The organism is Xanthomonas sp. BRIP62415, assembly GCF_003993515.1.
GTDB classification, from domain to species: Bacteria; Pseudomonadota; Gammaproteobacteria; order Xanthomonadales; family Xanthomonadaceae; genus Xanthomonas; species Xanthomonas euroxanthea.
In genome coordinates this window covers 193,522-212,475 of record NZ_QEZH01000023.1, presented here as the reverse complement: position 1 = coordinate 212,475, position 18,954 = coordinate 193,522, and the positions used below count along the sequence as shown (strand labels likewise).

The 18,954-nt window shown below is 68.1% G+C and carries 14 protein-coding genes; 13 read left to right on the top strand and 1 reads right to left on the bottom strand.

Going from position 1 to position 18,954, the window contains the following annotated elements; all coding sequences use genetic code 11:
• Positions 1-20: 20 nt before the first annotated feature.
• Positions 21-737 carry an AraC family transcriptional regulator gene (locus tag EO141_RS08535; protein WP_104582088.1) on the bottom strand — a complete coding sequence of 239 codons (717 nt, stop codon included), beginning with the start codon at positions 735-737 and terminating at the stop codon, positions 21-23.
• Positions 738-897: 160 nt separating this feature from the next.
• Between EO141_RS08535 and EO141_RS08530 the strand changes: the two genes are divergently transcribed.
• The 13 genes from EO141_RS08530 (at position 898) to EO141_RS08470 (ending at position 18,533) form a co-directional block, all read left to right on the top strand.
• The gene (locus EO141_RS08530; RefSeq protein ID WP_126945655.1) at positions 898-1,836 is read left to right on the top strand and encodes a proline racemase family protein; all 939 of its coding nucleotides are present in this window, start codon (positions 898-900) and stop codon (positions 1,834-1,836) included.
• Complete coding sequence (locus tag EO141_RS08525; protein ID WP_127168971.1) at positions 1,836-3,086, top strand: FAD-dependent oxidoreductase; 1,251 nt, start codon at positions 1,836-1,838, stop codon at positions 3,084-3,086. Before EO141_RS08530 ends, EO141_RS08525 begins: the two co-directional genes overlap by 1 nt.
• A complete protein-coding gene (locus tag EO141_RS08520) occupies positions 3,083-3,328 on the top strand; it encodes a 2Fe-2S iron-sulfur cluster-binding protein (RefSeq protein WP_006451839.1) in 246 nt (81 codons plus the stop codon). Before EO141_RS08525 ends, EO141_RS08520 begins: the two co-directional genes overlap by 4 nt.
• Positions 3,321-4,634, top strand: coding sequence for an FAD/NAD(P)-binding oxidoreductase (locus EO141_RS08515; RefSeq protein WP_127168970.1), 1,314 nt, complete (start codon positions 3,321-3,323; stop codon positions 4,632-4,634). Before EO141_RS08520 ends, EO141_RS08515 begins: the two co-directional genes overlap by 8 nt.
• Positions 4,631-5,539 carry a dihydrodipicolinate synthase family protein gene (locus tag EO141_RS08510; protein WP_104582093.1) on the top strand — a complete coding sequence of 303 codons (909 nt, stop codon included), beginning with the start codon at positions 4,631-4,633 and terminating at the stop codon, positions 5,537-5,539. Before EO141_RS08515 ends, EO141_RS08510 begins: the two co-directional genes overlap by 4 nt.
• A gap of 186 nt (positions 5,540-5,725) precedes the next feature.
• Positions 5,726-7,342, top strand: a complete 1,617-nt coding sequence (locus EO141_RS08505) for an aldehyde dehydrogenase family protein (protein WP_127168969.1) — start codon at positions 5,726-5,728, stop codon at positions 7,340-7,342.
• Positions 7,339-8,538: a Xaa-Pro peptidase family protein gene (locus EO141_RS08500; RefSeq protein ID WP_127168968.1), complete on the top strand. Its 1,200-nt coding sequence runs from the start codon at positions 7,339-7,341 to the stop codon at positions 8,536-8,538. Before EO141_RS08505 ends, EO141_RS08500 begins: the two co-directional genes overlap by 4 nt.
• A 139-nt stretch (positions 8,539-8,677) precedes the next feature.
• Positions 8,678-10,495, top strand: a complete 1,818-nt coding sequence (locus EO141_RS08495; protein ID WP_164739124.1) for a DUF885 family protein — start codon at positions 8,678-8,680, stop codon at positions 10,493-10,495.
• Positions 10,492-12,363: a DUF885 family protein gene (locus EO141_RS08490; protein WP_164739123.1), complete on the top strand. Its 1,872-nt coding sequence runs from the start codon at positions 10,492-10,494 to the stop codon at positions 12,361-12,363. Before EO141_RS08495 ends, EO141_RS08490 begins: the two co-directional genes overlap by 4 nt.
• 155 nt (positions 12,364-12,518) lie before the next feature.
• A complete protein-coding gene (locus EO141_RS08485; RefSeq protein ID WP_127168966.1) occupies positions 12,519-14,105 on the top strand; it encodes an APC family permease in 1,587 nt (528 codons plus the stop codon).
• Positions 14,095-16,443: a S9 family peptidase gene (locus EO141_RS08480; protein ID WP_127168965.1), complete on the top strand. Its 2,349-nt coding sequence runs from the start codon at positions 14,095-14,097 to the stop codon at positions 16,441-16,443. The genes EO141_RS08485 and EO141_RS08480 overlap by 11 nt, the downstream gene beginning before the upstream one ends.
• Positions 16,440-18,080 carry a DUF5597 domain-containing protein gene (locus tag EO141_RS08475; RefSeq protein WP_126971110.1) on the top strand — a complete coding sequence of 547 codons (1,641 nt, stop codon included), beginning with the start codon at positions 16,440-16,442 and terminating at the stop codon, positions 18,078-18,080. The genes EO141_RS08480 and EO141_RS08475 overlap by 4 nt, the downstream gene beginning before the upstream one ends.
• 156 nt (positions 18,081-18,236) lie before the next feature.
• Positions 18,237-18,533, top strand: coding sequence for a hypothetical protein (locus EO141_RS08470; RefSeq protein ID WP_127168964.1), 297 nt, complete (start codon positions 18,237-18,239; stop codon positions 18,531-18,533).
• Positions 18,534-18,954: the final 421 nt, after the last annotated feature.

Sequence of the window (18,954 nt, the reverse complement as noted above, 5' to 3'; positions counted from 1 at the left end):
GCCGGCGCGTGTCTGCGTGCCTACAGCTGGCCCTTGAGCGCACGGTAATCGCGCGGGGTCATGCCGACGGTTGCCTTGAACTGACGCGCGAACGCGCTCTGGTCGGCAAAGCCGCAACGTTGCCCGATGCTGGCGATGCTGTCGTCGCCGTACAGCAGCCGCATCGCCGATTCGATACGCAGCTTGGTCAGCAATTGCTGCGGGGTCACCTGGAAGACGCGGCGGAAATGCCGCTCCAGCTGCGCCACCGACAGGCCGGCCAGGTCGGCCAGGCTCTGCACGCGCAGGTTGTCGCCGAAGTTGGCCTGCATGTGATCCATCACCTGGCTCAGGCGCTCGTACGCCGAGTGCCGGCTGTCGGGCTGGCCCAGGTCGCGCGAAATGCCGACCACGCCGATCACCTCATTGGCCTCGCAAAGCGGGCGCTTGAAGGTCAGGCACCAGCCGGGCAGGCGGTTGGGATACAGATGCACCTCCAACTGGTTGTCGATGAGCTCGCCACACAGCACGCGGCGGTCCTGCATCATGTAGCTGCCGCCCAGCGGCAGCGGGAACACTTCCAGCGGCGAGCTGCCGATGATGTCGCTGCGCAGTTTGCGTCCGAGCCGGCGCACCAGCGTCAGGTTGCAATGGGTGTAGCGGCCCTCGCTGTCCTTGATGAAGAACACCACGTCCGGCAGCGCATCGAACAGCGTCTGCATTTCCAGCGCGGGAAGGTTGAGGTCCATCGGCGTCATGGTGGAGGTCACGATTGACGGCTGCACGAAAGGCGCGGCCCTGTATGGATCCTAGCGCAAACGCGGGGCCGTGAATCGGCTTGTCGATTGTGCGGATTTCCGCATTTGCAACTCGCATTGGACGCTAGTCGCCTGCCAGCCGGCAGTGGGAGCATGAGCCATGCACACGATCGACGTCATCGACTCCCATACGGCCGGCGAACCCACCCGCGTGGTCCTCTCCGGCTTCCCCGACCTGGGCGATGGCGATCTGGCGCAATGCCGCGAGCGGTTTCGCCGTGATTTCGACCCGTGGCGCAGCGCGATCGCCTGCGAACCGCGCGGCTCGGACACCATGGTCGGCGCCTTGCTGCTGCCGGCCCGCGACCCCGGCGCCTGCACCGGGGTGATCTTCTTCAACAACGTCGGCTACCTGGGCATGTGCGGGCACGGCACCATCGGGGTGGTGCGCACGCTGGCCGAGCTGGGGCGCATCGCGCCGGGCCGGCACCGCATCGAGACGCCGGTCGGCACGGTGGGCGTGGAACTGGCCGAAGACGGCACGGTGTCGGTGGACAATGTCGACAGCTATCGCGTCGCGACCGACGTGGAGGTGGACGTGCCCGGTCACGGGCCGGTACGCGGCGATGTGGCCTGGGGCGGCAACTGGTTCTTCATCACCGGGCAGGCGCCGTGTGCGCTGGAGCTGGCGCATCAGCGCGAACTGACCGCCTACACCGAGGCGATCCGGCTGGCGCTGGAAGCGGCCGGCATCACCGGCGAGGCCGGTGGCGAGATCGACCACATCGAAGTCAACGGCGCCGCACCCGACGGCAGCGGCGTGGCGCGCAACTTCGTGCTGTGCCCGGGCCTGGCCTACGACCGCTCGCCGTGCGGTACCGGCACCAGCGCCAAGCTGGCCTGCCTGGCCGCCGACGGCAAGCTGGCCGAAGGCGAGCGCTGGGTGCAGCAAGGCATCCTGGGCAGCGCCTTCGAAGGCAGCTATCGCCTCAGCGGGCGTGGCATTGCGCCACGCATCAGCGGGCAGGCCTACATCACCGCACGCACGCAGCTGCTGATCGACCCGGCCGACCCGTTCGCCTGGGGCATCGTGGCCTGATGGACGAGCAGCTGCGCGCGCAGGAGGGACACGCCGGCGCAGCGTCTGCCGCGGCCGCCCGCTTGCCCGATGCGTCGCTGGCCGCCGCGGATGCGCCAGCCACCGACACCCGCAACGTGCCGGCCGCTGCCGGTACGCGACGCAGTTACGACCTGATCGTGGTGGGCGCGGGCATCGTCGGGGCGGCCTGCGCCGAGGCGGCGGCCGGCGAAGGGCTGCGGGTGGCGATCGTCGAGCCGGGGCCGATCGGCGGCGGTTCCACCGCCGCGGCGATGGGGCACCTGGTGGCGATGGACGACGACCCGGCCGAGCTGGCGTTGTCGGCGTACTCGCTGCGGCTGTGGGAGCGGTTCGCACAACTAAGCGAAGCCGAGTTCAGCCGCTGCGGCACGCTGTGGGTGGCGCGCGATGCGCGTGAATTGGCGGCGGTGCCGGCCAAGATCGCGCGGCTGGCGGCGGCCGGTCTGCAGGCCGATGCCATCGATGCCAGCCAGTTGTATGCGCTGGAGCCGCACCTGGTGCCGGGCCTGGCCGGCGGCATGCGCGTGCCCGGCGAGGCCGTGGTGTATCCGCCGCGGGTGGCGCGGCATCTGGTGAGCCTGGCCTGCAAGGCCGGCGCGCAGCTGTTTGCCGGCCGCAGGGTGGAGCAGTTGCAGGCGCAGGGGGTGCGTCTGGACGATGGCCAGCTGTTGGCAGGGCCGGTACTGGTCGCCAGCGGCGTGGCCTTGCCGCAGCTGTTGCCCGAGCTGGCGCTGCGCCCGCGCAAGGGCCATCTGGTCATCACCGACCGGCATCCGGGGCTGATCCGGCATCAGTTGCTGGAGCTGGGCTATGCCGATTCGGCGCATGGCGCCGACGCCACCAGCGTGGCGTTCAATGTACAGCCGCGGCCGACCGGGCAGATCCTGATCGGTTCCTCGCGCCAGTTCGGCGAGCACGACCGCGCGCTGTCGCTGCCGGTGCTGCAGCAGATGCTGCAGCGCGCCTTCGCGTACCTGCCGGTGCTGCGCGAGTTGCAGGCGATCCGGGTGTGGACCGGGCTGCGCCCGGCGACCCCGGACGGGCGCCCGTATCTCGGGGCGATGCCCGGGCGGCGCGATGTCTGGGTGGCCGCTGGTCACGAGGGGCTGGGCGTCACCACGGCGCTGGGGAGCGCCCGGGTGATCGTGGACAGCCTGCTCGGGCGCACGCCAGCCATCGACCCGAGCCCGTACGCACCGGCGCGCGCCGTGCACGGTGCCGCCGCATGAGCGCGACGGTGCGCCTGCACGTGGACGCGCAAGCGGTCGAAGTGCCGGCCGGCGCCAGCGTGGCCGCGGCGGTGGCGCTGGCGACGCTGCAGTTCCGGCAATCGTGCAGCGGCCAGCCGCGCGCGCCGTTGTGCGGCATGGGCGTGTGTTTCGAATGCCGGGTGCGCATCGACGGCATCGGCCAGCAACGTGCCTGCCTGGTGGATGCGCGCGACGGCATGCAGGTACGCACCGATGGCTGAGCGCGTGCAGCATTTCGATGTGCTGGTGATCGGCGCCGGCCCGGCCGGCCTGGCGGCGGCGCAGGCCGCGGCCAGTCATGGCATGCGCGTGGGCGTGGTCGACATGCAGCCGCGTGCCGGCGGGCAGGTGTGGCGCAGCGACCTGCTGCATGGCGCGCCCGCCGATGCGCGCACGCTGTTGCAGCAGGTGCAGGGCGCTGCGTCGATCACGCTGCTGACGCGCACGCAGATCCTGCTGGCGCAGCCGGGCTGGCTGTTGGCCGATGGCCCGGACGGTTCCCTGCAGCTGCATTACGCCGCCCTGGTACTGGCCACCGGCGCACGCGAACTGCTGCTGCCGTTCCCCGGCTGGACCTTGCCCGGCGTGACCGGCGCCGGCGCGGCGCAGGCGCTGGCCAAACAGGGCTGGCCGCTGGCCGGCACGCGCGTGGTCGTCGCCGGCAGCGGCCCGCTGCTGCTGGCCAGTGCGGCCACGCTGCAACGGCATGGCGCACGGGTGCTCGGTATTCACGAACAGACGTCGGCAGCCGCGTTGCGGCAGTTTGCGCTGCAGCTGTGGCGCTGGCCGGGCAAGGCGGCGCAGGCGGTGGCGTTGCGCCTGCAATTGCGCGCGGTGGCCTATCGCGCCGGCAGCATCGTGGTTGCCGCGCACGGCGACACGCAACTGCGCGAGATCGACATCGAAGGCCCTGCCGGTCGCGTCCGTATCGCCTGCGATCACTTGGCGGTGGGCTATGGCCTGGTGCCGAACACCGAGCTTGCACAGCTGCTCGGCTGCCGGCTGGACGCATGCGGCGCGCATCAACAGGTGCAGGTGGATGCGCTGCTGCGCACCAGCGTGCCCCAGGTGTTCGCGGCGGGCGAAGCCTGCGGCATCGGCGGGCGCGATTGCGCGCTGGTCGAAGGTGCGATGGCCGGGCATATGGCTGCCGACGCACCGGACGCCGCGCTGCGGCTGCAGCCGCGGCGGCGTGCCGCGCGTGCGTTTGCCGAATTAGTGCAACAGCAATTCGCTCTCGATCCACGCATCCGCACGCTGGCCCGGCCCGACACGCTGGTATGCCGCTGCGAAGACGTGCCGCTGGCTGCGCTGGACAACTTCGACGATGCACGCGATGCCAAGCTGGCCTCGCGCTGCGGCATGGGCGCCTGCCAGGGCCGCGTCTGCGGCACCGCGCTGGCCGAACTGGGGCGCTGCCCGCCCGCGCTTTCCACCGACGCCGGCCGCCGGCCGCCGTTGTTCCCGGTCCGCCTCGCGGCGCTGGCCGACCCGTTCACTTCCGACTCGCAAGGGAATCATCCATGAGTATTGCTGCGTTCTGGCACGGCGTGTTGCCGGCCATCACCACCCCGTTCACCGCCTCCGGCGAGATCGACCACGCCTTCCTGGGCAAGCACGCCAATCAACTGGTGGACGCCGGCTGCACCGCGATCGTGCCGCTGGGTTCGCTGGGCGAAGCGGCCACCTTGAGCGTGGAGGACAAGATCGCCGTGCTCAAGACACTGATCAGCGCATTGAACGGCCGCGTGCCGGTGGTGCCGGGCATTGCCAGCCTGGCCACCGGTGAGGCGGTGGCGCTGGCCAAGGCGGCCAAGGAGCTCGGTTGCGGCGGGCTGATGGTGTTGCCGCCCTACGTCTACTCCACCGACTGGCGCGAAATGGGCGCGCATGTGCGCGCGGTGATCGCCGCCACCGACCTGCCGGTGATCCTGTACAACAACCCGGTGGCCTACAAGACCGACTTCGGCCCGGCGCAGATTGCCGAGCTGGCCGCCGAATTCCCCAACCTGCAGGCAGTGAAGGAGTCCTCGGGCGATGTGCGCCGCTTCGCCGCGCTGCAGGAATTGCTGGGCGACCGCCTGGCGCTGCTGGTCGGCATGGACGATGCCATCGTCGAAGGCCTGAGCATGGGCGCCAAGGGCTGGATCGCCGGGCTGGTCAACGCCTACCCGAAGGAATCGGTGCGCCTGTTCGAACTCGCGCGCGATGGCGGCTACCCGGCGGCCAAGGAACTCTACGACTGGTTCCTGCCGCTGCTGCGCCTGGATACCGTGCCCAAGTTCGTGCAGTTGATCAAACTGGTGCAGGAAAAGGTGGGCCTGGGCAGCGAGCGCGTGCGCGCCCCGCGGCTGGTGGTCGACGGTGCCGAGCGCGAGGCCGCGCTCAAGGTCATCGATCACGCCATCGCCACTGCGCCCACACTGTCCTGACGATGAGGTCTCGCCGCACGTCCCTGGATACGCGACGCGCACGGAGTCATGCGCGCATGGGGAGGCCGGTGTAGCGAGACGCGGGTCGCCGAGGGTGTCGCATCAACATGGCATCCTCGGCGTTTTTTGGTCGGCCGCTGCCGCATGGCGTGCAGCGTCCGTCCTCATGCAACCGAAGGTGCCGCAATGAACGAGACGCTCCAATCCACCACCATCCAGGAGGCCGAGGTATTGCTGGCCGGCCGGTGGCAACCTAGCCGCGCCGCCACCGGCAGCTTCCGTGCCGCCGACCCGGCCACGGGCGAGGCGATCGGGCCGCAGTTTCCGGTCAGCGGTGCGGAGGATGTCGAAACCGCGATTGCGGCAGCGCAAGCGGTTGCAGCAGAGCTTGCGGCGGCGCCGGTCGAAAGGATCGCCGCATTCCTGGACGCCTACGCCGACGCGCTGGATGCCGATGCCGACACCCTGGTGGCGCTTGCCCATGCAGAAACCGCACTGCCGGCACCCACGCGCTTGCGCGGCAACGAGCTGCCCCGCACCAGCGGGCAGTTGCGACAGGCCGCGCAGGCGGTGCGCAGCTACAGCTGGACCCAGCCCATCATCGACACCGCTGCCGATCTGCGTTCGCATCTGGCGCCGTTGGGCAAGCCGGTGGTGGTGTTTGGCCCGAACAATTTCCCGTTCGCCTTCAATGCGATTGCCGGCAGCGATTTCGCCTCGGCCATTGCCGCGCGCAACCCGGTGATCGCCAAGGCGCATCCGCTGCATCCGGCCACCAGCCAGCGCATGGCGCAGCTCGCGCACACGGCATTGCTCGCGGCGGGCCTGCCGGCTGCGGCGGTGCAGTTGCTGTATCACGTCGACAACGCGACCGGCCTGCGACTGGCCGGCGATGCGCGGCTGGGGGCGATCGGCTTCACCGGTAGCCGTGCCGGCGGGCTGGCGCTGAAGGCCGCCGCCGATGCGGCCGGCGTGCCGTTCTATGCCGAGCTGTCCAGCGTCAACCCGGTGTTCCTGCTGCCGGGCGCTCTGGCCGAACGCGGTGCCGCGCTGGCGCAGGAATTCTTCTCCTCCTGCACCCTGGGCAGCGGCCAGTTCTGCACCAATCCCGGGGTGGTGGTGGTGCCGCAGGGCGAAGCCGGCGATGCCTTCGTGGCCGCGACCACGGCGCATTTCGAGGCCGCCCTGCCGATGGTGCTGTTCTCCAACTCCGGGGTGGAAGGCGTGCAACGCGGTGTGGCGGCCCTGCGCGCTGCCGGTGCCGCGCTGTTGGCCGGTGGACATACTGGCGAAGACGGCTATCGCTACGCGCCGACTTTGCTGAGCGTGGATGGCCAGGCGTTCCTCGCCAATCCGCATGCGCTGCAGACCGAGGCCTTCGGCCCGGTGAGCCTGCTGGTGCGTGCGCGCGACCTCGCGCAGATGACGCAGCTTGCCGTGGCATTCGAAGGCAACCTCACCGGCACCTTGTATCGTGCAGCCGATGGCAGCGACGATGCGGCCTGGCAGGCCATCGCCCCGGTGCTGCGGGCGCGGGTGGGGCGGTTGATCAACAGCAAGATGCCGACCGGCGTGGCGGTGAGTGCGGCGCAGAATCACGGCGGGCCATTCCCCAGCACCGGGCATCCGGGCTTCACCGCGGTGGGCATGCCCGGCTCCATCCGCCGCTTTGCCGCCTTGCACAGCTACGACGCGGTGCCGGACGCGTTGCTGCCGGCCGAACTGCGCCAGCGCAATCCAGGCGGGGTGGCGCGCCTGGTCGATGGGCAGTGGAGCACCGCCGATCTTGGAGCGGGCACATGAGCGGCCAGATCGGCGGGCTGTCGCTGGAGCAGGCGCGCGCGCAACTGGCGCCGTGGACGCAACGCGCCGCGCCGATCGCCGTGGGCGAATACGCACAGCGCATCGAACGCGCGCGCCGCCTGATGCGCGTGCACGGCGTGGATGCGCTGTTGATCGGCGCCGGCACCTCGCTGCGTTATTTCACCGGCGTGCCGTGGGGTGCGAGCGAGCGGCTGGTCGCGCTGCTGCTCACGCTGGACGGCGACCCGGTGCTGATCTGCCCCTCGTTCGAGGAAGGCTCGCTGGATGCGGTACTGCAGGTTCCGGTCGCCAAGTATCTGTGGGAAGAACACGAGGACCCGTACGCGCTGGTGGTGCAGGCGATGGACGGCCGCCATGCGCATGCACTGGCGCTGGATCCGGGCATCGCCTTTGCCGTGCACACCGGCCTGCGCGCGCACCTGGGCACGGCCATCCGCGATGCCGGGGCCATCATCGATGGCTGCCGGATGTGCAAGTCGCCGGCCGAGCTGGCACTGATGCAGCAGGCATGCGACATGACCCTGCTGGTGCAGCGGCTGGCTGCCGGCATCGCGCAGGAAGGCATCGGCACCGACCAGCTGGTGCGCTTCATCGACGAGGCGCATCGCGCGCTGGGCGCGGACAACGGCTCGAGCTTCTGCATCGTGCAGTTCGGCCATGCCACCGCATTCCCGCATGGCATTCCCGGCGTGCAGCACCTGCGCGCCGGCGAGCTGGTGCTGATCGACACCGGCTGCACCGTGCAGGGCTACCACTCCGACATCACCCGCACCTGGATCTACGGCACGCCCAGTGACGCGCAACGGCGCATCTGGGACCTGGAACAGGCAGCGCAGGCGGCGGCATTTGCAGCGATCCGCCCGGCTGTTGCGTGCGAAGCAGTGGACCAGGCGGCGCGCAGCGTGCTGGAGGCGGCAGGGCTGGGCCCGGACTACCGCTTGCCCGGCCTGCCGCATCGCACCGGTCACGGCTGCGGGCTGGCGATCCACGAAGCGCCGTATCTGGTGCGCGGCAATGCGCAGCCGCTGCAGCCGGGCATGTGCGCCAGCAACGAGCCGATGATCGTGGTGCCCGGCGCGTTCGGCGTGCGTCTGGAAGACCATTTTCATGTCACCGATGCCGGCGCGCAGTGGTTTACGCCGCCGTCGCCGGCGATCGACCACCCCTTTGCATGAGCCTGTACAGGCCCACGCACGCGTAGGAGCGCACCCGGGCGCGACGGGTATTTCCGATAAAGCCCGACGGGCATTTCCGATAAAAGTCGTCGCGCTCAGGCGCGCTCCTACCGCCGCCATTGCATCCTGGAGTCACTGCATGAACCACCTGCGTCCTGTCGCCATCGGCCTGCTGGCCGCCGCCCTGTTCACTGCCTGCAAGCCGGCGCCGCCTGCCGCGGAAACGTCGGCTGCGGCCACGGCCGCGCCGGCCGGCCAACAGGCCGCCAAGGCCTTCGATGCGCTGCTGGACAAGCAGTGGCAATACCACCTGCAGCACAACCCCGAGTTCGCCAGCATCATCGGCGACAAGCGGTACAACGACCGTTGGAGCGATTATTCGCTTCAAGCGGTGCAGGCCGAACGCAGCGCCACCGCCGAGCTGCTCACGCAATTCGAAGCGATCGACAGCAAGACGCTGGACGAGCAGCGCCAGCTCAGCCTGCAGATGATGCTCGGCCAGCTGCGTGACACGCTGGAAGGCATCGACCTGAAGACCTACGCGATGCCGCTGGAGCCGATCGGCGGCATCCAGCTGGGGCTGGCCGGTTACGGCGATGCGTTTCCGTTCGAGAACGCCAAGGATTATCAGGACTACATCAAGCGCCTGCAGACGATTCCGACGGTGATCGACCAGGTGATCGCGGTGTCGCGCCAGGGCGCGAAGGACGGCCTGGTGCAGCCGCGGTATCTGCTGGAGCGCCTGCCCGAGCAGATCGACAAGATCGCTGCGCTGACCGGCGAGCAGAGCCCGTTCGCCTCGCCGCTGAAAAAGCTCGATGCCGCGGTGCCGGCCGAGCAGCGCGCTGCGCTGCGCACGCAGTTGCTGGCCGCGATCGCGCAGCAGGTGCGCCCGGCCTACGCCAAGCTGGCCGCGTTCGTGCGCGACGAATACGCCGCGCAAGGGCGCGCGCAGGAAGGGCTGTGGTCGCTGCCCGATGGCGAACGCCGCTATCGCTATGCCATCCATACCCAGACCACCACCGACATGGCGCCGGAGCAGATCCATCAGATCGGCCTGAAGGAAGTGGCGCGCATCGAAGGCGAGATGACGGTGATCGCCAAGGCGCAGGGCTTTGCCGACCTGGCCAGCTTCCGCAAGGCGGTGGACACCGACAAGCGCCACTTCGCCAGTTCCGGCGAGCAGATCCTGCAGCAGTACCGCGATTACATCGCCGCGATGCAGCCGGAGCTGCCCAAGCTGTTCGGCCACTTGCCCAAGACCGCGCTGGAGGTACAGGCGATGCCCGCATTCCGGCGCAGCGCGCCCGGCGCCGAATACTGGCAAAGCAATCCGGAAGGCACCAAGCCGGCGATCGTGAAGGTCAACACCAGCGACTTCGCCAGCCGCACCCTGGTCAATATCGAAACCACCGCCTATCACGAGGGCGTGCCGGGCCATCACCTGCAGATCTCGCTTGCGCAGACGCTGCCATTGCCGCCGTTCCGCCAGCAGGCCGGCTACAACGCCTATATCGAAGGCTGGGCGCTGTATGCCGAGCGCCTGGGCAAGGAGATCGGCTTCTTCAAGGACCCCTATAACGACTACGGCCGGCTGTCGGGCGAGCTGTTGCGCGCCAATCGCCTGGTGCTCGATACCGGCGTGCATTACAAGCGCTGGAACCGCCAGCAGATGGTGGATTTCTTCCACGCGCATCCGTCCGACGACGAGCCCAGCATCCAGTCCGAAACCGATCGCTATATCGTCTGGCCGGGCCAGGCCCTGGGTTACAAACTGGGGCAGCTGCAGATTCTTGCGCTGCGTGCGGAGGCGGAAAAAGAACTCGGCGACCGCTTCGATGTGCGCGCCTTCCACGATGCGGTGCTCGGCGGCGGCGCCATGCCGCTGGCGATGCTGCAGCAGCGCGTGCGCCAGTGGATCGCGCAGGCCAAGGCGGCGCCGGAGGCACGCGGATGAACACCATCACCGTCTGGCGCGCGAGCGCATTGGGTGTGCTGATTGCTGCCAGCCTGGGCGGCGCCGCAATGCAGGCACAGGCCGCAGCACCTGCACCCGCAGCAAGCACGCAGGACAGTGCAGCGGCACGCTTCAAGGCGCTGTACACGCGCGAATGGCGCTGGCGCCAGGCGCAGCTGTCTGGCGCGGTGGATGAAGACAACCAGGCCACGCAGGACAGGCAGTCCGACCATCTGCCCAAGGTCGATGTGGCCACGCAAAAACTGCGCACTGCCTACTGGCAACAGACGTTGAAGGAGCTGGATGCGATTCCGGCAGCGCAGTTGCCGGCCGAAGATCAGGTGAGCTACCAGGTGTACCGGCAGCAGCTGCTGGTGCTGCTGGACCAGCAGCATTTTCGCGCCTGGGAAATGCCGTTCAACAGCGACTCGGCGTTCTGGAGCGACCTGGGCTTCAGCGCCGAAGCCAAGCTGCGCACGCGCGAGGAGTACCAGCGCTTTCTGAAGATGCTGGCCGATATCCCGCGCTATTTAGCCGAGCACACCGACAACATGCGTGCCGGCCTGGCGCGCGGTTTCAGCCAGCCCCGGGTGACCCTGACCGGGCGCGATCAGTCCATCGCCGACGTGGTGCAGGCAAAGGGCGAGGCCAATCCGTTCTACGCACCGTTCAAGCAGATGCCGGCGACGCTGCCTGCCGACGTGCAGGCGCAATTGCGGCAGCAGGCGGTCAACACCATCGATACGCAGGTGCTGCCCGCTTACGCCAAGCTGCTGGACTTCATCCGCAACGAATATCAGCCGCGCGCGCGCACCACGCTGGCCGGCGAAGCCCTGCCGGATGGGCAGGCGTACTACCGCGCGCAGATCCGCGAGTTCACCACGCTCGATCTCAGCCCCGAGCAGATCCACCAGATCGGTCTGCAGGAAGTGGCCAAGCTGCGCACGCAGATGGATCAGACCATCGCCGCCAGCGGCTTCAAGGCACCGGCCGGGCAGGCGGTGTTTCCGGCCTTCCTGCAGTTCCTGCGCAGCGACCCGCAGTTCTATGCCAAGACGCCGGAACAGTTGCTCAAGCAGGCCGCCTGGATCGCCAAGCGCGTGGACGCCAAGGTGGGCGATTACATCGGCCGGCTGCCGCGCCGACGCTTCGCGATCGAGCCGGTACCGCCGGAGCTGGCGCCGTTCTACACCGGCGGGCGCGGTGGGCCCGGCATCTATCTGGTCAACACCTACAACCTGCCGTCGCGGCCGCTGTACAACCTGACCGCACTGACGCTGCACGAGTCCTCGCCCGGCCACGCGCTGCAGATGCCGCTGGCGGCAGAAGCGCAGGGGCTGCCGGAGTTTCGCCGCTACGCCTACATCTCTGCCTATGGCGAAGGCTGGGCCCTGTATTCGGAGTACCTGGGCCAGGAAATGGGCATGTACGACACGCCCTATGACCGCTTCGGCTATCTCACCTACCAGATGTGGCGCGCCTGCCGCCTGGTGATCGACACCGGCATCCACCACCAGGGCTGGACGCGCGCGCAGGCGCAGGCCTACCTGCGCGACAACACCGCCCTGAGCGAGCATGAAGTCACCACCGAGGTCGATCGCTACATCGCCTGGCCGGGGCAGGCGTTGTCCTACTACCTGGGCGAGCTGAAGATCCTGGAACTGCGGCGCAAGGCCGAAGCCGCCCTGGGCGAAAAATTCGACCTGCGCCATTTCCACGATGCGGTGCTGCAGACCGGTTCGGTGCCGCTGCCGGTGCTGGAAGCGCGCATCGACCGCTTCATCGCCGACGGGGGTGTCTCGCCCTATGCGGACGGCACTACGGCAGATGCCGCCGATGCAGGGCCAGGGGCGGCTGCCGATGACTGAGTGCGGCCAGATGCGCCTGCATCCGTTTGCCGGACCTGTGTTGCTGCCGTCGTACAGGACCGCCAACGCACGATCGCAGAACCACTGACCGCCATACGCAACGCACGACCACGCCATCTTCCGCAGCACGCGCTTTCATTTGTCCGGGGCCAGCTATGACCACACACGGTGCGACCACGCAAGGCAAGTTCCACAAGCGACTGAGCCTGACCGACCTGACCTTCATCGGGCTGGGCTCGATCTTCGGGTCGGGCTGGTTGTTCTCGGCCAGCCATGTCTCGTCCATCGCCGGACCGGCCGGCATCCTGTCGTGGATTCTCGGCGGCATTGCGGTGTTGCTGCTCGGCCTGGTGTATTGCGAACTCGGCGCCGCGCTGCCGCGCGCCGGCGGGGTGGTGCGCTACCCGGAGTATTCGCATGGCGCCTTGCTGGGTTCGTTGACCGGCTTCATCACCCTGATCGCGTTTTCCAGCCTGATCGCGATCGAGGTGGAAGCGGCGCGGCAATATGCGGCGGCGTGGTTTCCGCTGCTCAACCAGCCCAACGGCACCCATCCCAGCGTCTGGGGCTGGCTGGTGCAGCTGGCCCTGCTGCTGCTGTTCTTCCTGCTCAACTACTTCAGCGTCAAGACCTTTGCGCTGGCCAACAACATCGTCAGCATCTTCAAGTTCCTGGTGCCGATCCTGGTGATCGTGCTGCTGATGAAACACTTCAACGCAGACAATCTGAGCGTGCACGGGTTCGCACCGTCGGGCATGGCCGGGGTGGAGGCGGCGATCTCCGCCGGCGGCATCATCTTTGCCTACCTGGGGCTGACGCCGATCGTGTCGGTGGCCAGCGAGGTGCGCGACCCGCAGCGCAATATCCCGATCGCCCTGATCCTGTCGGTGGCCTTGTCCACGGTGATCTATGTGCTGCTGCAGCTGGCGTTTTTGGGCAGCATCCCGGCCGCGCAACTGGCGCCGGGCTGGAGCGGCATCGACAAGGTGTTTGCGCTGCCGTACCACGACATCGCGTTGGCCTTGGGGATGGCGTGGCTGGCCGCCCTGGTGATCTGCGATGCGATGGTCTCGCCCAGCGGCACCGGCAACATCTACATGAATGCCACCCCGCGCGTGGTGTATGGCTGGGCGCGTAGCGGCGGGTTCCTGCCGGTGCTGACGCGGGTGGATCCGGCGTCGGGCATTCCGCGTCCGGCATTGTGGCTGAGCCTGGGCTTGTCGATCTTCTGGACGCTGCCGTTTCCCTCGTGGGAGACCTTGATCGGCGTGGTGTCGGCCGCGCTGGTGCTGAGCTATGCGGTGGCGCCGGTCACGGTGGCGGCGTTGCGCCGCAGCGCGCCGGAGCTGCCGCGGCCGTTTCGCGTACGTGGCCTTGCCGTGCTGGGGCCGCTGTCGTTCATGGTCGCGGCCTTGATCGTGTATTGGTCCACCTGGCCGACGCTGTCGTGGTTGCTCGGCCTGCAGGTGCTCGCGTTCGCGCTGTACGTGCTGTATCGCCTGCCTTCGCGCGCGGGCAGGGCACGCCTGCTGCGCCAGGTGCGCGCATCGCTGTGGCTGATCGTGTTCTTCGTGCTGGTGATGGCGGTGTCCTGGGCCGGCACGTTCGGCGGCCATGGCTGGATCGCGCATCCGTTCGACACCGTGAGCGTGGCGGTGATCGCGTTCTTCATCTATCACTGGGGCGCGCGCAGCGGCTTGCGTAGCGACGAGCTGGCGCTGGAAGAAGACGATGGCGAATGACGCTCGGCGTCCCGCATGGGCAGTGCAGGTCTCGCGCGCCATGGCCGCCTGCATGCTGTTGCTCGCCGCCACTGCGCAGGCGGAGCCCGCGGTGCCCGATTACCAGCGTTCGCTCGGCCTGCGCGCGCACTGGAGTACGCTGACCGAAAACGTCGCCTGGCCGGCGCAATGGCAGGACGACGGTACGTTCTACTACCGCAAGACCGTGCCTGGTGGTTTCGCCTTCGTTCGCGCGGACGTGGCGACAGGGCACAAGCAGCCGGCCTTCGACCAGGCGCGCGTGGCGCAGGCGCTGCAGGCCGCCACCGGCGCCGCATATGCGGCGTTGGCGTTGCCGTTCGAGCGGTTTGCGTACTCGCAGGAAGGCGCGCGCGAAGACGGCGCGATCGTGTTCGCCATCGGGGAAGCATCCTGGCGCTGCAGCTTGGCCACGTATCAATGCGCGCCCGATGCCCCCGGCCGGCAACCGCAGTCGCAGCAGCGACCACGCGGCTTTGGCGTGGTACGCGACCCGGATGTGGCGGCCGACACCACCCCGCGCCGTTCGCCCGACGGGCAATGGGAAGCGCTGGCCGATGGCTGGAACCTGGTCGTGCGCCGGGTGGCCGATGGCCGAAGCGTGCAGCGCACCGACGATGGACGCGCCGAGGATTATTTCGATCCGGAAAGCATCGCCTGGTCGCCTGATTCGCAGCGGTTGGCGGTGTATCGGGTACGGCCGGGTACTGCGCGCCGCGTCACCCGCGTGGAGGCCGCGCCGGCCGGACGTCTTCAACCGCTCGTGCACACCCAGCTGTATCCCAAGCCGGGCGATGCGGTGGATGTGGAACGGCCGGTGCTGCTGGCGGTGGATGGCACGCGGCGGGTGGTGGACAACGCCTTGTTTGCCACGCCGTACTCCTTGTCGCCGCTGCAATGGCGGACGGATGGGCGCAGCGTGAGCTTTGAGTATGTGCAACGCGGCTTTCAGCACATGCGCGTGATTGCGGTGGATGCCCGCAGCGGGCGGGCGCATGTGGCCGTGGCCGAAGACGCACGCACCTTCGTCTATGCAGACCGCAGCTTTCGTCACGATGTGGACGCGCATGGCAGCGAGATTGTGTGGATCTCCGAACGCGACGGCTGGCGGCACCTGTATCTGGTCGATGGCCGCAGCGGCAGGTTCAAACGCCAGCTCACGCACGGACAATGGATCGTGCGCGATGTGCTGCGCGTGGACGACGCGCAGCGGCGCATCTGGTTCACCGCCAGCGGCATGGATGCGGGCAGGGACCCGTACTACCGGCAGCTGTACAGCGTGGATTTCGACGGCCGCCGGTTGACCCGGCTGACCCACCGCGATGCCGATCACGATGTGGCGATCGCAGAGGACGGCCGGCATTACGTCGATGTCTATTCGCGCCCGGATCTGCCGCCGGTGATGGAACTGCACGCCATCGATGGCCGGCTGCTGCAGCAGGTGGAGCAGGGCAACATCGACAAGCTGCTGGCGGCCGGCTGGCGCGCGCCGGAGACCTTCGTGGCCAAGGGCCGCGATGGCCGCACCGACATCTGGGGCATGGTGGTGCGCCCGCGCGATTACGACCCGCACAAGAAGTATCCGGTGATCGAGAACATTTACGCCGGCCCGCACGACTCCTTCGTGCCGAAGACGTTCTGGCCGTTCGGTTATCACTCCGGTGGCGACAAGCAGATCGGCATGCAGGCGCAGGCGGATCTGGGCTTCATCGTGGTGATGATCGACGGCATGGGCACCGCCAACCGCTCCAAGGCCTTCCATGATGTGGCGTGGAAGAACCTGGGCGATTCCGGCTTTGCCGATCGCATCGCCTGGCACCGTGCGCTGGCCGCCAGGGATCGGTCCTACGACATCGGCCGGGTCGGCATCTACGGCGCCTCGGCCGGTGGGCAGAGCACGCTGGGCGCGCTCGAGCGCCATCCGGAGTTCTACAAGGTGGGCGTGGCGTTTGCCGGTTGCTACGACAACCGCATGGACAAGATCAGCTGGAACGAGCAGTGGATGGGCTGGCCGGTGGATGCCGGGTATGCGCAGGCCTCGGGCGTGGTCAATGCCGCCAAGTTGCAGGGCGACCTGCTGCTGATCGTCGGCGAGCAGGACAGCAATGTGGACCCGGCCTCCACCGCGCAGGTGGTCGATGCCCTGATCAAGGCCGGCAAGGATTTCGAGCTGCTCAACGTGCCTGGTGGCGAGCATTCGGTGGGCCGTTCCAGCGGGCCGATCGACTATGTGCAGCGTCGCCAGTACGACTTCTTCGTGCGCCACCTGCGCAACGAACCCACGCCGCACTGGAATTCACTACCGTCGGAGGCGCGATGATGCATGTGTTTGCCCTGAACATACCGCAGCCGCGTGGCCGCCTCGCGGCCTTGCTGTGGTCGCTGGCGATGTTGGCCGCCAGCGTGCCGCTGCTGGCCAGTGCAGAAGAGCTGCCGCGCTTCGTCACCCAGAACGGCCGCCATGCGCTGTTTGTCGATGGCGCGCCGTACACCGTGTTGGCCGCGCAGCTGCACAACTCCAGTGCCTGGCCGGCCGTGCTGCCCAAGGCGCTGGACGAGGTGGTCGCGCTGCATGCCAACACGGTGGAAGCGCCGGTGTACTGGGAGCAGTTCGAGCCGGCGCCTGGCCGTTTCGACACCACCAATGTGGATGCACTGATCGCCGGCGCACGCAAGCGCGGCCTGCGCGTGGCCTTGCTGTGGTTCGGCAGCTGGAAGAACGGCCAGATGCATTACGTGCCGGAGTGGATCAAGCGCGACGACACCACGTACCCGCGCATGCGCGATGCCAATGGCGAACCGGTGGACGTGCTGTCGCCGCATGTGGCCGCCAACATGCAGGCCGATGCGCGTGCCTTCACCGCGTTGATGCAGCACCTGCGCAAGGTCGATGGCGACCGCCACACGGTGATCCTGGTGCAGGTGGAAAACGAGCCCGGCGCGATCGGCACGGTGCGCGACCATGGCCCGGCCGGCGAGGCGGCGTTCGCGCAACCGGTGCCTGCCGCGATCGCGCAGGCGCTGGGCAAGCCGCAGGGCAGCTGGCAACAGCTGTTCGGTGCCGAGGCGGCCGAAGCCTTCAATGCGCATGCGACGGCGGCGTATATCGAACAGGTGGCCGCGGCCGGCAAGCACGCCTATCCGCTGCCGCTCTACGTCAACACCTGGCTGCGCTACAAAGGCAAGCGTTACCCGAGCATGGATTATCCGTCCGGAGGTGCGACGGTGAACGTGTTCGCGCTGTGGCGCGCGGCCACCCCGTCGATCGACTTCATCGGCACCGATATCTACACCAGCGACTACAACGAATACACCAAGGTCATCGGCCAGTACGCGCGGCCGGACAATCCGGCCTGGGTGTCGGAGACCGGCTTCGAAGCGGCGACGGCGCCATACCTGTTCCATGTGCTGGGGCAGGGCGGGATCGGCTTTTCGGTGTTTGGCATGGATGGCAACCCGGACAGCGCAGCCAACCGCGCCGCGATTGCAGCGCACGCGGCCAACTTCAAGCTGCTGGCCCCGCTGCAGCACGTGATCGCCCGGGCCGCCTTCGATGGCCGGCTGCAGGCGGTGGCCGAACAGCCCGGCGCCCCGCAACGCACGCTGCGCTTTGGCGACTGGCAGGCCAAGGTGTCGTTCGGCGCGCCGCTATGGGGCGATGCGCCGGCGATCCTGCCGGGTAACGACGACCGCGCCGGCCGGCTGCTGGTGGCGCAGCTGGGGCCTGAGGAGTTCCTGGTCACCGGCATGGCCGCGCGGATTGAATTTTTCCGCGACGCAGCCGATACCCGTCATGGACAACTGTTGCGGGTGGAGCAGGGGCGGTACGTGGACGGGCGCTGGCAGGTCGAAAGACAGCTCAACGGCGACCAGACCGACTACGGGCTCAACTTCGGGCGGGTGGATGCGGCCGGCGAAGTGCCGGTGGTGTTGCGCGTGCGGGTAGGCACGTATTGAGCGTGCGTGAAGCGACCACGTGGTCGTGAAGCGGACCTCGTCTGAATCGGTGGTTTGTGCGCGTGGTGGTGCGGCGTGCCTGGCATCGGCACCGCGCTGGTAGGTGGGTAAAACGAGTGTCATCGGGTTTTTCATAGTGTCCGTACCGGAGCCATCATGAGCATCAGCAGCATCGCCAGTTCCGGAATGCAGGTCGCTGCACTGCGCCAGCAGGTGGCCGCCAGCAATGTGGCGCGCGAGCCGGTGGGCGGCAGCCCACGTCAGGCCGTTGCAGCCAGCACGCAGCTCAGTGGTGGAGTGGCAGCCAGCGTGGTCGATGCCACCTCCGATCCAGCGGCACCGGCCAGCGATCTGGTCGAGGGGCTCTCGGCACGCAACGATTTCCAGGCCAACGCCAATGCGCTACGGCGTTCCGACGAGATGCTGGGTAGCTTGCTGGATGTGCTGACCTGAGGGCCTGGATTGACGAAGGCCGGTTGTCGATCTAGTGCATTAAGTGCACGGCCTTCGCCTTGATGCCGCATCTGGCTGCACCTGAAACCGGACTCACGTTCTGCATCTCGTGGAGTCAGCGAATTGATGGCTGCTGCTCATGCCGGTATCGATAATTGCGGTTGTCTTGTCTGCGGGTGTTAGGACCGTGCGGGCAGCCCGCAAGCGTAGAGCGGCTGATCTGTTACCTGGCTGCCGGGCCCTTGCCCGCCCACCATCGCGGGACACGCCGTGAATCCGTCCATGGAGGCTCTTACGCGGCATCCATGCCGCGTAAGGTCCCGCGACGGTAGGCGGGCAAGGACCAGTCGAGATGGTCGGCGCGCAAGGTCGCGAGCAAAACATGACGTGTGTTGTTTGGAGCGTCGCCTCCGATCAGCCT

Bases quoted from the DNA above. Each gene is read 5' to 3' on its own strand.
- EO141_RS08505 (WP_127168969.1), top strand. From the start codon at position 5,726: ATGAACGAGACGCTCCAATCCACCACCATCCAGGAGGCCGAGGTATTG.
- EO141_RS08485 (WP_127168966.1), top strand. From the start codon at position 12,519: ATGACCACACACGGTGCGACCACGCAAGGCAAGTTCCACAAGCGACTG.
- EO141_RS08520 (WP_006451839.1), top strand. From the start codon at position 3,083: ATGAGCGCGACGGTGCGCCTGCACGTGGACGCGCAAGCGGTCGAAGTG.
- EO141_RS08530 (WP_126945655.1), top strand. From the start codon at position 898: ATGCACACGATCGACGTCATCGACTCCCATACGGCCGGCGAACCCACC.
- EO141_RS08515 (WP_127168970.1), top strand. From the start codon at position 3,321: ATGGCTGAGCGCGTGCAGCATTTCGATGTGCTGGTGATCGGCGCCGGC.
- EO141_RS08480 (WP_127168965.1), top strand. From the start codon at position 14,095: ATGGCGAATGACGCTCGGCGTCCCGCATGGGCAGTGCAGGTCTCGCGC.
- EO141_RS08490 (WP_164739123.1), top strand. From the start codon at position 10,492: ATGAACACCATCACCGTCTGGCGCGCGAGCGCATTGGGTGTGCTGATT.
- EO141_RS08510 (WP_104582093.1), top strand. From the start codon at position 4,631: ATGAGTATTGCTGCGTTCTGGCACGGCGTGTTGCCGGCCATCACCACC.
- EO141_RS08475 (WP_126971110.1), top strand. From the start codon at position 16,440: ATGATGCATGTGTTTGCCCTGAACATACCGCAGCCGCGTGGCCGCCTC.
- EO141_RS08495 (WP_164739124.1), top strand. From the start codon at position 8,678: ATGAACCACCTGCGTCCTGTCGCCATCGGCCTGCTGGCCGCCGCCCTG.
- EO141_RS08470 (WP_127168964.1), top strand. From the start codon at position 18,237: ATGAGCATCAGCAGCATCGCCAGTTCCGGAATGCAGGTCGCTGCACTG.
- EO141_RS08500 (WP_127168968.1), top strand. From the start codon at position 7,339: ATGAGCGGCCAGATCGGCGGGCTGTCGCTGGAGCAGGCGCGCGCGCAA.
- EO141_RS08525 (WP_127168971.1), top strand. From the start codon at position 1,836: ATGGACGAGCAGCTGCGCGCGCAGGAGGGACACGCCGGCGCAGCGTCT.
- EO141_RS08535 (WP_104582088.1), bottom strand. From the start codon at position 737: ATGACGCCGATGGACCTCAACCTTCCCGCGCTGGAAATGCAGACGCTG.